The sequence below is a fragment of the Streptomyces sp. NPDC056222 genome, assembly GCF_042264065.1.
Lineage (GTDB): Bacteria > Actinomycetota > Actinomycetes > Streptomycetales > Streptomycetaceae > Streptomyces.
This window is the reverse complement of the sequence record NZ_JBHJTL010000043.1, coordinates 37,258-51,745: the sequence shown is the minus strand read 5'-3', so window position 1 is coordinate 51,745 and position 14,488 is coordinate 37,258. Positions and strand designations below refer to the sequence as shown.

10 protein-coding genes are annotated in these 14,488 nt (G+C 71.7%); 5 read left to right on the top strand and 5 right to left on the bottom strand.

The window, feature by feature from the left end; translation table 11 throughout:
- Positions 1-4 precede the first annotated feature (4 nt).
- The 3 genes from ACFC0D_RS21040 to ACFC0D_RS21030 all read left to right on the top strand — a co-directional run bounded on the left by ACFC0D_RS21040 (position 5) and on the right by ACFC0D_RS21030 (position 3,982).
- The gene (locus ACFC0D_RS21040; RefSeq protein WP_376437972.1) at positions 5-1,933 is read left to right on the top strand and encodes a hypothetical protein; all 1,929 of its coding nucleotides are present in this window, start codon (positions 5-7) and stop codon (positions 1,931-1,933) included.
- Positions 1,934-2,042: 109 nt separating this feature from the next.
- Positions 2,043-2,927: a metal-dependent hydrolase gene (locus ACFC0D_RS21035; RefSeq protein ID WP_376437970.1), complete on the top strand. Its 885-nt coding sequence runs from the start codon at positions 2,043-2,045 to the stop codon at positions 2,925-2,927.
- Positions 2,924-3,982 carry a PDR/VanB family oxidoreductase gene (locus tag ACFC0D_RS21030; protein WP_376438010.1) on the top strand — a complete coding sequence of 353 codons (1,059 nt, stop codon included), beginning with the start codon at positions 2,924-2,926 and terminating at the stop codon, positions 3,980-3,982. The genes ACFC0D_RS21035 and ACFC0D_RS21030 overlap by 4 nt, the downstream gene beginning before the upstream one ends.
- A gap of 74 nt (positions 3,983-4,056) precedes the next feature.
- Here ACFC0D_RS21030 and ACFC0D_RS21025 read toward each other — a convergent pair whose 3' ends face one another.
- Positions 4,057-4,323 carry a hypothetical protein gene (locus ACFC0D_RS21025; RefSeq protein WP_329121299.1) on the bottom strand — a complete coding sequence of 89 codons (267 nt, stop codon included), beginning with the start codon at positions 4,321-4,323 and terminating at the stop codon, positions 4,057-4,059.
- A gap of 38 nt (positions 4,324-4,361) precedes the next feature.
- Here ACFC0D_RS21025 and ACFC0D_RS21020 point away from each other — a divergent pair, with 38 nt between their 5' ends.
- On the top strand, positions 4,362-5,075 hold the full coding sequence (locus ACFC0D_RS21020) for a TetR/AcrR family transcriptional regulator (protein ID WP_376437968.1): 714 nt from the start codon (positions 4,362-4,364) through the stop codon (positions 5,073-5,075).
- Positions 5,076-5,139: 64 nt separating this feature from the next.
- Here the strand turns inward: ACFC0D_RS21020 and ACFC0D_RS21015 are convergent, their stop codons facing one another.
- Positions 5,140-5,472, bottom strand: coding sequence for a 5-carboxymethyl-2-hydroxymuconate Delta-isomerase (locus ACFC0D_RS21015; RefSeq protein WP_376437966.1), 333 nt, complete (start codon positions 5,470-5,472; stop codon positions 5,140-5,142).
- A gap of 53 nt (positions 5,473-5,525) precedes the next feature.
- On the opposite strand from ACFC0D_RS21015, the gene ACFC0D_RS21010 reads away from it, so the two are divergent.
- The gene (locus tag ACFC0D_RS21010) at positions 5,526-6,038 is read left to right on the top strand and encodes a GNAT family N-acetyltransferase (protein ID WP_376437964.1); all 513 of its coding nucleotides are present in this window, start codon (positions 5,526-5,528) and stop codon (positions 6,036-6,038) included.
- Positions 6,039-6,112: 74 nt separating this feature from the next.
- On the opposite strand, the gene pulA is transcribed toward ACFC0D_RS21010, so the two are convergent.
- From pulA to ACFC0D_RS20995, 3 genes are all read right to left on the bottom strand, one after another.
- The gene (pulA, locus tag ACFC0D_RS21005) at positions 6,113-11,479 is read right to left on the bottom strand and encodes a pullulanase-type alpha-1,6-glucosidase (protein WP_376437962.1); all 5,367 of its coding nucleotides are present in this window, start codon (positions 11,477-11,479) and stop codon (positions 6,113-6,115) included.
- A 67-nt stretch (positions 11,480-11,546) separates the two neighbouring features.
- Positions 11,547-13,247, bottom strand: a complete 1,701-nt coding sequence (locus ACFC0D_RS21000; protein WP_376437960.1) for a carbohydrate-binding module family 20 domain-containing protein — start codon at positions 13,245-13,247, stop codon at positions 11,547-11,549.
- A 123-nt stretch (positions 13,248-13,370) separates the two neighbouring features.
- Positions 13,371-14,390, bottom strand: a complete 1,020-nt coding sequence (locus ACFC0D_RS20995) for a LacI family DNA-binding transcriptional regulator (RefSeq protein WP_362367606.1) — start codon at positions 14,388-14,390, stop codon at positions 13,371-13,373.
- Positions 14,391-14,488 lie beyond the last annotated feature (98 nt).

The window sequence follows — 14,488 nt, the reverse complement described above, 5'->3', positions numbered from 1 at the left end:
GAATGTGAGCACCCAGGAACTCGCCCCCTCCCCCCTCGGTCCTGTCGATGTCGAACAGGCCGAGGCCGCGCTCGTCGAGCACTATCCGCGGCTGGTCCGGATCGCCTATCTCGTACTGCCGCCCTCGCTGGGGCGCAACCGCCGGGTGCTGACGGCACACGCGCTGGTCCAGGGATCGCTGCCGCGCCGCCGGACGTCCGGTGCCAGCGTCCCCGGACCGCGCCGTACCGAGGACGCCGTCGACCCCGGGTACGCGTACGTGCGGGTCGAGGCGCTGCGGCAGGCGTTGATCGCGGGGTTGCCGTTGCGGCGCCGGGCGCTGCCGCGGCGGGCCCAGTTCCCGCCGCTGCTGCCGCACGTGTGGGGGCTGCGGCTGTTCCCGCGTGCCGGTGGCGCCGACGAACTGGCCCTGGACCAGCGGCTCTCCGCGCTGTCCGGGCCGGCGCGCGCGGTGTACGTACTGCGGGGTCTGGAGCGGCAGGGCGACCCGGAGGTGCTGCGGGTGCTCGCGGCGGCGGGGGTCCCTGAGGAGGACGCGAGGGCCGCTCTGGAGGAGGCGGACGGTGTCGAGGCGCAGAACGCCCTGCTCGACTCGCCCGAGTTCGATCCGTGCTCGCTGCAGGCCCGGCCGACGGATCTGATGCGCCGCCGCCAGCACGGCAGGGCCGCGCTCGCCGCGGCGGCGGCCGTGGTGGTGTGCGGGACGCTGCTCGGTCTGCCGGGGGACGGCTGGGGGAGGAACGGTGCCGCGGCGCCTTCGTACGCGCGCAATCCGGCGGCCGAGGCGGCGCTCGACCCGGCGACGCTGAAGCGGGTCCCCGCGAGGTTCTGGCAGAGCTCGGCGCGTACGGACTTCTCGGTGTGGCCGGCCCGGGGCGGTCTGACCGACGACCGGGCCCTGCTGCGGCGGGCGCTGGCGGTCTGGGCGCGGCCCGGCGGTTCGGTGCGGTCCTCGGCGACGCCCGGGACGCCGGTGGGGCCGCCGATGGGCCCGTCGCAGCTGCTGTTCGCGGGGGAGGTCGACGGGTCGCGGGTGGTGCTGTTCCACGACGGGCTGCGGGCGGTGCGGTACGCGGAGCCGGCGGGGGCGAGCGAGGGGTCGGGCGGGGCGGCGCTGGACTTCGCGCGGACGGACGGCGCGGACGCGGTCGGCTCGGCGGCCCTCGTCGTCTCGCGCTCCACGGCGAACGTCCGCTATCTGACGGCCCCCTGGGTACGGGAGACGGCGGTACGGGACCTGTTGGCGCCCGCGAAGGAGGCCTGGCGGCTGGAGCGGGACCGGCACGGGGTGACCGGTGTGATGCTCAGCCCGGCGCAGGCGCGGGGCTGTTCGGTGTGGAACACGCTCCAGGTGCGGGACGCGACGGGTGTGCGGCTGCTGACCGATCTGGGCGAGCTGGTGCCGGCCCGGCTGACCTCGGGGCCGCCGGCCGCCGCGCCGGTGGACGGGACGGGGGCGGCTGCCCGGACGGTGTGGGCGCGGACGGCCTGCCAGTTGGCGACCGTCCGCTCGCACGGGGTGCGGGCGGTCAACGCCTGGCAGTTCGCCACCCAGCGGCTCCCGGAGGAGGGGGGCCGGGCGGCCTGGCTGTGCACCAGGGCCGAGACCTGGCGGGGTACGGGCAGCAGGGTGCTCGCCCAGTTCGCGGTCCCGGCGCCCGGCGGGACCGCGGCCGTCGTGGCGAAGGCCGAGGAGTCCCCGGCGTGCGGGGTGCGCGAGCCGCGGGTCCTCTCGGGGGTGCTCTGGCAGGCGAAGAGCGGGCAGTGGTACGTCCTCGCCGCCGGCAGCGACGACGTCGCGTCCCTGCGCACCACGGGCGGGGTGAAGGACGAGACGGAGGGCAGGCTGCTCGCGGTGAAGGCGAAGGCGGGGACCCGCGCGGACCTGAACGGGACGCTGGAGGACGGAACGAGGGTGGGCGCGCTGCGGTAGGCGACGCCGCCCATGCGACGAGGGCGGCGCGGCAAGTCGCCGTCCCAGCCCGAAGATTCCGCATGCACGAGCCTGTTGCCAACTGCTTACTCCTCAGTACATTGACGTCATGTCTAATACGCAGCCTGCACCGGTGGCGTCGGAGCACATCGAACTCAAGGCCCGGAAGGTCTCCTTCGACTGGGAGGAGACCCCGCTCCACTGGGTTCCCGGCGACCCGTTCACCACCCACACCATCAACGTGCTGCACCTGCTGCTCCCGGCCGGCGAACGCTGGTTCGTGCACGTCTACAAGCAGGTGCTCCCCTTCATCACCGACGACCGGCTGCGTGCGGACGTCATCGGCTTCATCGGACAGGAAGCCGTGCACTCCCAGGCGCACGACGACGTGCTCCCGCACCTCAGGAAGCTCGGTCTGGACCCCACGCCGTACACGGCCCAGGTCGACTGGTTCTTCGAGAAGCTGCTCGGCGACCGGACCCTGCCGCCCGGCCGGGCGCGCCGCTGGTGGCTGATGGAGCGGGTCGCGCTCATCGCCGCCATCGAGCACTACACCGCCTTCCTCGGCAACTGGGTCCTCAACGCCGAGGAGCTGGACCGCAGAGGCGCCGACCCGACGATGCTGGACCTGCTGCGCTGGCACGGCGCCGAGGAGGTCGAGCACCGCTCCGTCGCCTTCGAGCTGTTCATGCACCTCGACGGCGGCTACCGGCGGCGTGCCCGCACCTGGGCGACCGCCTTCACGGCGATGGTCTTCCTCTGGCAGCGCGGCACCCGCTTCTTCATGGAGAACGACCCCACGCTCATCGACGGCAAGGCATCGGTCGGCCAGCTCGTCCGCAAGGGCCGGGAGGGCGTGCTGCCGTCCACACCGGACCTGCTCCGGGCCATCCCCCGCTACCTCAGCCGGGCCTACCACCCCTCCCAGGAGGGGAACACCGCCCAGGCCGTGGCCTATCTGGCCAACTCCCCCGGCGCCAACGGAGGTCGCTGACCATGCCCCGACTGCGTACCGTCGTCCTGGTCGCCGGGGCCGCGGTCCTCGCCAAGCGCGCCATGCGCCGCCGGATCAACGCCGCCCCACTGTGGCCGATGCCCGCCCTCGACGAGCCGATCTCCGGCCGCGGCCGTCTCGCGACCGTGACCAGGAAGGTCCTGGTCACCGAGCGCACCGAACCCGCCGAGGGCGTGGTCCGGCTCCGGCTCGAAGGCACCGGCCTGCCCGCCTGGCAGCCGGGCGCCCATGTCGACCTGGTGCTGCCGTCCGGTCTGGTGCGCCAGTACTCGCTGTGCGGGGACCCGGCCGACACCGATACGTACACGGTGGCGACCCGGCTGATCGAGGACGGCCGGGGCGGCTCGCGCGAGGTGCACGAACAGCTCCACGAGGGCGCGGAGATCGAGATCCGCGGGCCCCGGAACCGCTTCCCGCTCGTCGAGTCGCCCGCGTACGCCTTCGTGGCGGGAGGCATCGGCATCACACCCGTGCTGCCCATGCTGCGCGCGGCGGAGGCGGCGGGCGCCGACTGGCGGCTGCTGTACTGCGGCCGCAGCCGCGCCACCCTGCCGTACCTCGACGAGATCGAGAAGCTCGGCGGCGACCGTGTGACGGTGGTCGCCGAGGACGAGTCCGGCCTGCCCGAACTCGGGTTCCTCGCCGAGGTCCCCGAGGAGACGGCGGTGTACTGCTGCGGCCCGGACGGACTGATGGACGCGGTGACCGCCGCGATGCCCGCGGGCCGGACCCCGCATCTGGAGCGCTTCTCCCCCGCCACGACGGCCGGTGGCGGCGCCTTCGAGGTCGAACTGCGCCGCTCCGGACGTACGGTGCCGGTGGCGGCGGACCAGTCGGTGCTCGCCGCGGTCCGTACCGAGCTCCCCGGTGTCGCGTACTCCTGCGAACAGGGCTTCTGCGGCACCTGCCAACAGCGCGTCCTGGAGGGCGAGATCGACCATCGCGACGAGCTGCTCACGGACGCGGAGCGCGGCGACTCGATGCTGATCTGCGTCTCGCGCTGCGCCGGAGAACGACTGGTGCTCGACCTCTAGCAGCTCAGCGCGAGCGGGCGGCGGCGAGCTGACGACGGCGCGGCCGGAACAGGGCCCGGCAGGTCGGGTCTCCGCTACGGCAGGATCAGCCAGTCGAAGGCGAGCGCGGCGGAGAGGCCGCCCACCAGGAGCCAGGTGCCCAGGCGGGTGCGGCCGTTGCGGGAGAGTTCGATCACCACACCACAGAGGATCATGGCCAGGCCGTACACGCCGACGACGAGGACGGACGTGCGGCTCGCGAGCCGGATCACCAGGACCGCCGCCATGGCGACCAGCAGAACGGACGCGGCCGCTATCCGCAGTTGGCGTGCCTGCTTCGGGCTCAAACCGGAGGTGCTCATGTCGTGGGAGCGTAACGGACGGCGGTTAGGCTGTTCGCATGACGACCGGGGTGCGACGCAGGATGGGCGTCGAGGAGCGCAAGCAGCAGCTGATCGGGGTGGCTCTCGAGCTGTTCAGCCACCGCTCTCCCGACGAGGTCTCCATCGATGAGATCGCCGCGGCCGCGGGAATCTCGCGGCCGTTGGTCTACCACTACTTCCCCGGCAAGCAGAGCCTGTACGAGGCGGCGCTGCGGCGGGCGGCCGACGAGCTGGCCGCCCGCTTCCTGGAGCCGCCGCAGGGCCCGCTGGGCGCGCGGCTGCTGCGGGTGATGGGCCGGTTCTTCGACTTCGTGGACGAGCACGGGCCGGGTTTCGCGGCGCTGATGCGGGGCGGTCCCGCGGTGGGTTCCTCCACCACCAACGCCATGATCGACGAGGTGCGGCAGGCCGCCTACGAGCAGATCCTGGCCCATCTGGACGTCGAGCAGCCCTCCGCCCGGCTCGAACTGGTCGTCCGCTCCTGGGTGTCGCTGGCCGAGTCGACGGCGCTGATCTGGCTGGACGGGCGCCGCGTGCCGCGCGCCGAGCTGGAGTTGCAGCTGGTGCACGACTTCGCGGCACTGGCGGCGGTGAGCGCGGCGTACGACGCGGAGATGGCGGACGTCCTGGTCCGGATCCTCGCCGACGAGCCGGCCGACGGGCCGTTCGGCGACCTGGTGGACCGGCTCGCGGCCCTGGCACCGCGGGTGCCCGCACAGCGACCGGCGTAGTCGACCGCGGAGGCCGCGGCCGTGATCGACCGGCGTGGTCGATCACGGCGGACGGCTGCTGTCGTCAGGCCTTGCGGTAGGAGGGCTCGAGGTCGCGCACCTCGGCGGAGACATGGACGCCCTCCGGATCCTTGAGGTACGCGGGCAGCAGCGCGACCACGGCCTCCGCGAGGCGGGCCTTCGTCTCGTCCGTACGGCCGGCCAGCAGCGCGATGTCGACATGGACGACGACGTCGTTCGTCGAGCCGTCCCCGACGACCGTCTCCTCGACCTCGCGGAAACGGGTCTTGCAGGCGTCGATCCGTGTGTCGACGGTCTCCACGACGAGCGGGTGCAGCGCGAGCGCGAAGCCGCGCCGGTCCAGCGGCGCGGAGTAGTCCACGGTGATCTGCGGCATGGGGGTCACTCCCGGTCGAACGGATGTCTGGCCACACCATTACGGTGATCACCATGAGCGCACAAGTGACCTTCCGGCAGGCGGACGACCTCGATCTCGACCTTCTGGTGGGGATGTTCGACGCGGTGGCGCAGTGGATGGTGCGCCACGGGATCGACCAGTGGAAGCCGGGCGACAAGAGCACGGAGCACTTCCGGGCGCGGATCGCGGCCGGCGAGGTGTGGCTGGCGTCGGCCGGGAGCCGGGTCGTCGGGGCGTACGAGCTGTGGTGGGACGACGAGCAGGCCTGGGGCCCGCAGCCTCCGGTGGCGGGCTATGTCCACCGGCTGATGACCGACCGGGAGGCCGCACCCGCCGGCACGGGCCGGGCGCTCCTCACCCACGCCGAGCAACGGATCACGGCCGGTGGAAGGGCGGTGGCCCGGCTGGACTGTGTGTCGCGCAACCCGCGGCTGCGGACGTACTACGAGGCCGCGGGGTACACGGCCGTCGGCGAGGAGCCGGGAAAGCTCGCCGCCGACGGCACGCGGTACGGAGTGGTTCTGCTGGAGAAGGCGCTGGGCTGACCCGCGCGCCGGGCCGGGACGTGCGGCGAGGCCGGTCGGGAAACCCCGGCCAGCCTCGTCGCGTGTGTCCGCGGTCAGCGGGTGGTGAAGACCGCCACCGTGCGGGCCGGGACCGTGAAGGTGCCCGAGCCCGTCTCGTACGACGCGGACTTGACCACTGAGTCCCCGCCCGCGGCCTGGACCGGGTGCAGGCCGTAGCCCTTTCCGGCCAGGGCGGCGATCCGCTGGGTCTGCCGCTCCGGGGTGGCGTTGAAGACCACGACCAGGTCGCCGAGGCGCATGGTGATCACGCCCGGGGTCTCGCCGGTGCCGGAGAGCGGGAAGGACAGGGCGTCCTGGACCTGCCCGGCGGTGGCGAGGGAGAAGGCGGACTCGGTCGTACGGATCTTCTGGAGGTCCCGGTAGGCGGCCGAGGCGCCGTCGATCTGCGCGCAGCCGACCGTCAGGGACGGAGCGGTGAGCAGCGGCTTTCCGTAGCCCCACTTGGCCTTGTTGTCGGCCGCGGGAGGCAGGCCGCGACCGAAGCCGTTGCCGTCCCGGCAGTCCCAGTGGATCGCGTTGAACCAGTCACCGCTGTCGTACGAGTTGCGGTCGAGCGACTTGGAACGCAGCAGGTCCGAGCCCGCCTGGGAGAGCGCCGGGCCCTGCGAGAGGGTGGCCGTCGCCATGGCGAGGACCTGCATCCTGGCCCGGTCGGCGGCCGAGGTGGTCGCCGGGAGCTTGAAGGCGAGCGCGTCGTACAGGGTCTCGTTGTCGTGCGCGTCGGCGTACGCGAGGGCGTCACCGGGGGCGGCGGCGTAGCCGGCCGGGGCGCCGTTGTAGTCGACCTGGCTTCCCTTGACCGTACGGCCCGAGGTGTCCGTGAAGGAGTAGTCGGCGAGGTTGCCGGTCAGCCCCACCTTGATCAGGTCCTGGTAGTGGAGCAGACGGGCCTTCTGCTGCTCCGGAGTGCCGTTGGCCGTCGAGGAGTTGGGCTCGGTGAAGAGGCCGGAGGCGAAGCCCTGCACGCCCGGGTCCTCGTCGAAGGGACCGCCGCCGCGGACGGCGTCGCGGGCCCGGTCGGAGAAGGTCGCGATGCCGGTGCCGGCCATGTTCTTCTGGGTGGCCTGGACGAAGCGGGAGTCGTCGGCGATCTCGCCGAAGTTCCAGCCCTCGCCGTAGAGGACGATCGACTTGCCGTCGACGCCGTCCTTGGCGACGGTCAGCGCGTCCAGGGCCTTGCGGACGGCGAGGATGTTCTCCTTCGGGTGGTGGCCCATGAGGTCGAAGCGGAAGCCGTCCACCTTGTACTGCTTGGCCCAGGTGACGATCGAGTCGACGACGAGCTTGCCCATCATGGCGTTCTCGGGCGCGGTGTTGGCGCAGCAGGTGGAGGTGGCGACGGAGCCGTCGGCCTGGAGGCGCTGGTAGTAGGCGGGCACGATCTTGTCCAGGACGGACTTGTCGGCCTGGCCGCTCGCCACGGTGTGGTTGTAGACGACGTCCATGACGGTGCGCAGACCGGCGCCGTTGAGGGACTGGACCATCCGCCGGAACTCGACCGTGCGGCGGGTGCCTTCGGGGTCGGTGGCGTAGGAGCCCTCGGGGACGGTGTAGTGCAGCGGGTCGTAGCCCCAGTTGTAGGCGTCCTTGGCCGCGGCGGCGGCCACGCAGGCCTGCTGCTCCTCGGAGTCGGGGGCGTAGACCTTCAGGTCGCAGGCGGGTTCGGTCTGCTCGGACTTCTTCTCGGGGATGGTGCCGATGTCGAAGGCCGGGAGCAGGTGGACGTAGGAGGTGCCGGAGGCGGCGAGGGCCTTCAGGTGCTGTGAGCCCTTGCTGCCGGCGTCGGTGAAGGCGAGGTACGTGCCCTTGTGCGCCGGGACGGCCGTGGTGTCCGCGATCGAGAAGTCGCGGATGTGGAGCTCCTGGATCTGGGCGTCACGCAGCGGTACCGCCGCGGGCTTGGCCAGGCTCTTCCAGCCCTTGGGGGCGAGCTTCGGGTCCGCGAGGTCGACGACGAGGCTCTGGGCCGAGTCGCTGGTCAGGGCGGTGGAGTAGGGGTCGGTGACCTTGTTGGTGACGATCTGCCGGACGCTCGGCGCCCAGACCTCGACCGCGTACCGGTACGGCTTGCCCGTCCACGCGCGCGTGCCGGTGACCGACCAGACGCCGGAGGCGTCGTCGCGGCGCATGGGCACGGCCTTGCCGTCGAGTTCGAGGGAGACGGACTGGGCGGTGGGGGCCCAGAGGGAGAGCGTGGGGCGACCGTTCCGGAACACCGGGCCGAGCGCGGCCCCGGTGGCCTTCGTCGCGTACAGGTCGTCGAGAACACCGGCGAGCTGGACGCCCGTGGCGGTCAGGACGGCGCCGTTCGCGGCGTACTGGGCGGCGACGAGCTGCCCCTTGAGCGCCTCGCGGATGCGGTCCCGGTCGCGCGGGTCGACCGTGAAGGCTCCGTAGGACTTCAGGTGCGGGAACGCGGCCTTCTGCGCGTCGGTCAGCTGCGTCGGGTTCAGGCGCAGCACCGTGCGGTTCCCGGCGAGCGCCCCGTCCTTCACCGCGATCGAACCGTCGCGGGAGGCGAGGAGGACGGCGGAGGCGGCGGCGTCGCTGCCGTTCCAGGCGAGGGTGGTCCCGTCGATCCAGATCGCCTGGGACTTGGTGAGGTCGAGCGCGGCGCCGCTGCCCTTGGGCTGCGGCAGCAGGTACTTCTCCTGGCCGCCGAGCATCCACACCTCGTGGCCGTTGGCCTTGAGGTCGAGGGACTGGTCGGTGGGCAGGTCCTTCTCGTCGCCCTTGTGCAGGATGTAGGAGAGGGAGGTGGCGCCGGCCGCGAGCGGGACTTCGTAGACCGCTCCGTAGGCGTCGGTGCGCACCGGCTCCAGCGGCTTGCTCCAGTCGGTGGGGTTCGCGGCGCCGGTCCAGGTGTGCAGGCCCCAGCCCGTGTGGTCGCCGTCGGCGCGCTTGTAGTGCAGGACGGCCTTCGTCGTGTCCTGCGGCGGGTACGCGCCCTCGGGCGCGGCGTTGAGGACCTCGGGCCTGCCCTGCTCGATCCAGACCTCGCCGGTCTTGGAGAGGTCGACGGTCCGGTCGGCGTCGGTGTCCTTGACGCCGTCCTTGTTCACGGCGATGAAGCCGACCGAGGAGGCACCGGGCTTGAGCTTGACGTAGGCGAAGGCACCGTACGCGTCACGCCCGGTGAAGGGCTTGCCGGCGGGCCAGGTGGTGCCTTCGCCGTCGGCGATGTCGCCCCAGGTGTACAGGCCCCAGTCGGTGTAGTCGCCGTCGGCGCGCTTGTAGTGGACGATCGCGTAGTCGCGCTGGGTGGCGGTCGGCGGCTGCTCGACGGCCGGGGCGCCGCTGGTGGTCACGGCGGTCGCGCTCGCGGTGCGCCCGGCGCTGTCGATGACGACGGCCTTGTAGCGCAGGGCGGTTCCGGCGGGCGCGGTGACCTTCTGGGTGACCTTGTACGGGGCGTGGTCGGCGGAGCCGAGGACCTGCCACTTGCCGTTGCCGGTCTGGGCGGCGAAGACGACGCGGTTCAGCTGCCCGCCGGTGACGTCGGCGGAGAGCTCGACGGTGCCGGTGGCGCCGGCCTCGGGGGCCTTGAGCGCGATCGCGGGCGTGGCAGCGGGCGCGCCGAGCGGCTTGGCCGCCTTGAGCACGAGGGAGCCGAGCGCCGGGACGGTCACCTTGATCCTGGTGTCGCCCGCGCTGGTGACGCGTGCGTCGCCGCCGTGGACGGCGGTGAAGGCCATGCCCGCGGAGCCGGTCGGGATCTCGACGGTCTTCGCCTCGGTGGAGCTGTTGACCGCGACGACGTACTCGGCGGGCCCGCTCTTCGTGCGCGCGTCGGTACGGGAGAAGGCGTAGACGGAGCCCTCGGCGTACCGCTGCTGCTGGACGCCGTCGCGCAGCGCCGGGTGCTCGCGCGTGAGCTTCGAGAGGGCGGCGATCTGCCGGTACAGGGGGTGGGAGGCGTCGTAGGCGTCGCTCGCGTGGGTGCGGTCGGTGCCGAGCTGGTCGTCGTCGAGGTAGTCGGCGGTCTTCGACGCGAAGAGGGTCTGGCGGGAGTCCTTGTCTCCGCCGGCGCCGGTGTAGCCCTGCTCGTCGCCGTAGTAGACGACGGGGTTGCCGCGGGTGAGGAACATCAGCTCGTTGGCGAGCCGGTAGCGCTGGAGGAGTTCGGCGTCGCCGGCCTTCGGGTTGTCCTGCTTGAGGAAGGTCCCGAAGCGGCCCATGTCGTGGTTGCCGAGGAAGGGCACCGACTCGTAGGCGTTGGCCTTGTCGGTGGTGTAGCGGTAGTCCTGGCCGAAGAGGTTCGCCAGCTTGTCCGCGGAGCCGCCCTGGGAGGCGAAGGTGCGGGCGGCGTCCTGGAACGGGAAGTCGAGGGTGGCGTCCAGGCGTCCCTCGGTCACGTACGGGGCGGTGATCGCCGGGTCGGCGGAGTAGACCTCGCCGAACATGAAGAAGTCGTCGCGGCCGCGCTTGGCGGCGTACTCGTCGAGGGCGGTGGCCCACTGGGTCCAGAACGCGGTGTCGACGTGCTTGACGGTGTCGATGCGGAAGCCGTCGATGTCGAAGTCGCGGACCCAGCGCTGGTAGATCTTCTCCATGCCCTCGACGACCTCGGGACGCTCGGTCCACAGGTCGTCCAGGCCGACGAAGTCGCCGTACTGGGAGGACTCGCCGGCGAAGGTCGAGTCGCCCCGGTTGTGGTACATCGTCGGGTCGTTGAGCCAGGAAGGAACCTTGAGGTTCTTCTTGTCGGCGGGGACGACGGGGGTGCGGGGGAAGGAGTCGGTGTCGACGCGCGGGAACGAGCCGCTGCGGTCGTCGAAGGGGACGCCGTCCTTCGTCAGATAGGGGAAGGCGCCCTTGGAGAGGTAGTTGTAGGTCTTCTCCTTGTAGTCGACGACGTCGGCGGTGTGGTTGGTGATGACGTCGAAGAAGACCTTCATGCCCTTGGCGTGGGCCTGGTCGATCAGCTTCTCCAGGTCGGCGTTGGTGCCGAAGTGCGGGTCGACCTGGGTGAAGTCGGTGATCCAGTAGCCGTGGTAGCCGGCGCTCGCGTCCTTGCCGGTGCCCTGGACGGGCTGGTTCTTGAAGATCGGCGCCATCCAGATGGCGGTGGTGCCGAGGCCCTTGATGTAGTCGAGCTTCTTCGTGAGCCCCTTGAGGTCGCCGCCCTGGTAGAAGCCCTTGTCGGCGGGGTCGAAGCCGGTGTCGAGCCGGGTGCCGGTGAGGCCTCCGCGGTCGTTGGCGGTGTCCCCGTTGGCGAACCGGTCGGGCAGGACGAAGTAGAACTGCTCCCGGGTGAGGTCGTGACGCGCGGGCTGAGCGGCGAGCGCCTTGTCGGACGGCGGGGGTGGGGGCGGGGGCGCGGCGGCCGCGGGAAGGGCGGGCACCAGCGCCGCGCACAGGGCGGTGGCCACGGCGGCCGCCGTTCTCTTGCGTATCACGGGGGTTCTCCCTGGAGGTACGGGAAGGGGGGCCGCCCCGGCGGGGCGGCCCTGGTGGGAGGAGCGGTCAGTTGCGGAAGGTGTCGTTCAGGACGATCCGGCCGGAGGCGGGGACCGTCGCGGTGCGGTTCGCACCGGATTCCCAGGTCACGTTGCCCGCGGCGTCCTTGCGGATGTACTTGTACTCGAAGGCCGTGCCGGCCGGCAGGGAGACGTCGAGCTTCCAGACGGGGTACGAGGCCGGGTCCAGCTTCAGCGCCGCGGACGGGGACCAGTTGCCCAGCTCCGCGCGGTTGCCGGTCACGTGGATGTTCTGGCCGGAGACCGTGGTGGCGTCGACGTTGAACGAGGCGCCCGTGGCGGCGGGCGGCGGGGTCGTCGTACCGCCGCCGCAGTTCTTCGCGTTCACGTGCAGGGCCACGGCCGTGTTCGATGCCAGCGTCGCCGTGAACTGGCCCGCCGAGTTCACCGTCACGCCCGTGTTCGACTGGACGTCGCAGTACGTGCCCGCGGGCAGCCCGGTCTGGAAGGTGCGGGTCAGCGACGAGCCCTCGTGGTTGATGGCGACGTACGCCTTGTCGCCTCGGCCGAACGCGATCGCGTTGTTGCCGTTGTCCCACCAGTTGCCGACCGCCGTGCCGCGTGCGGCGTTGCGGAAGCCGACCATCGAGGCGATCTCGCGCCAGGCGTGCTGGCACTTCCAGCCGTCGCTGTAACAGGCGTTGACCTGGCCGCCGTTGGGCGCTCCGGCGTCCTTGTCGGACCACTCGTAGCCGGAGTGGACGTCCGGGGAGCCGTAGGGCCAGGCCAGCATGAAGACGCTCGCCAGGGTGTAGGTCGCGCCGTTCTTGTAGTTGAGGGTGTCGCCGCCGCGCTCGGTGTCGTGGTTGTCGACGAAGACGCCGGACTTGCCGGAGGACATGTAGCCCCAGGACTCGCCGAAGTTGCTCAGGTACGACAGCTTCTCCGAGCCGAAGATCCGCTTGAGGTCCCGTGCGTAGCGGAACTCCTGGACATCCCCGTTGCCCAGGTACTCGCTCGGGGAGACCGCCTCGCCGGCCCCGTATATCGCCTCCTGCTTCCAGTAGACGCCCGGGTTGCTCAGCCGCGACTTGATGTTCGCGAGGTCCGCGGCCGGCATGTGCTTGGCCGCGTCCACGCGGAAGCCGTCCACGCCGAGGGAGAGCAGGTCGTTCATGTAGGCGGCGATCCGGCCGCGTACCCAGTCCTCACCGGTGTCGAGGTCCGGAAGGCCGACGAGCTCGCAGTTCTGGACGTTCGCCCGGTCCTGGTAGTTCGAGATCGTGGCCCGGCAGTCGTCCATGTCGCCGCCCGAGTACAGGCCCGGGTAGTCGTACTTGGAGAACGAGGTCCCGCCCGTTCCCGTGCCCGACGCGTTCGCCATGTGGTTGATGACGGAGTCGGCGACGACCTTCACGCCCGCCGTGTGACAGGTGTCGATCATGGACTTGAATGCGGTGCGGTCGCCGAGAGGTCCGGCGATCTTGTAGCTGACCGGCTGGTAAGCGGTCCACCAGGTGGAGCCCTGGATCCGTTCCTGGGGTGGCGAGACCTGGACGTAGCCGTAGCCCGCGGGGCCGAGCTGCTCGGTGCAGGCCTTCGCCACGGAGGCGAACTTCCACTCGAACATCACCGCGGTGACGTCCTTCTCACCGGGCGGGGCGGCCTGTGTGGGGGTCGGCGCCGTGACGGCCACAGCGGCTCCCGCCACAAGGGCGAGTGCAGCGGCCACGGTCTTTCTGGCCATGTTGTCCTCCTGCTGACTTCACTGTCGCAAGATGTTGCCGAAACTGGCAGCAACTGTTTTCAGCCGTGACCGTACGAGTGCCCCGACCCCCGGTCAACCCTTGGGACCCCTCAATGCAGGGAGTTACGCAAGGAGTTGCAGCGAGGTTCCGGCCGGCGGCTGCGCCGTGGACCCGCGTACCACCAGCTCCGGCTGGAAGACGAACTCCGTGCGCTGCACGGGGTTCCCCTCGACCTCCTCCAGGAGCGCGCCGACCGCCGCCGTCGCCATCGCCTGCACCGGCTGGCGCACGGTGGTGAGCGGCGGATCCGTGAACGCGATCAGCGGAGAGTCGTCGAAGCCGACGACCGACACGTCACGGGGCACGTCGAGGCCCCGGGCGCGCACGGCGCGGATCGCGCCGAGTGCCATCAGGTCGGAGCCGCAGACGATCCCGGTGCAGCCCTGGTCGAGCAGGATGTCGGCGGCCGCGTGTCCGCCCTCGACACCGAACAGGGTGGGACGGACGAACCGTTCGGCCTCCGCCCGCTCGATCCCGAGCAGGTGGTGCAGCTCGGCCGCGAACCCCTCCGCCTTGCGGCGCGAGGGCACATAGCGGGTCGGGCCGATCGCCAGACCGATCCGCTCGTGGCCCAGCTCGACCAGGTGCCGTACGGCCATCCGCGCCGCCGCCCGGTCGTCGGGCGAGACGAAGTTGGCGTCGACGCGTTCGTTGAAGCCGTTGATGAGGACGAACGGAACGCCTCGCGCGGCCAGTCGGACGTACCGCTCCGGGTCGGCGCTCGCGTCGGCGTGCAGCCCGGAGAGGAAGATGATGCCAGTGACCCCGCGCTCCTCTAGCTGCTCGACGAGCTCGTCCTCGGTGGCGCCGCCGGGCATCTGGGTGCAGAGCACCGGGGTGTAGCCGTGCCCGGCCAGCACCTGCTCTATCACCTGGGCGAAGGCCGGGAAGATCGGGTTGGTCAGCTCGGGCACGACCAGGCCGACCAGGCCGGCGCTTCGGCGTTTGAGCCGTACGGGACGCTCGTAGCCGAGCACGTCGAGCGCGGCGAGGACCCGGTGCCGGGTCGCGCCGGCCACCCCCGCCTTGCCGTTGAGGACACGGCTGACGGTGGCCTCGCTGACGCCCGACTGGGCCGCGATGTCCGCGAGCCGCGGGGGGGGGGGGGCGGCCGCCCCCCGCGGGGGGGGCGGGGCCCCCCCCCCCCCACCCGGGGTTTGGGGGGGCGGGCAGCCCCACC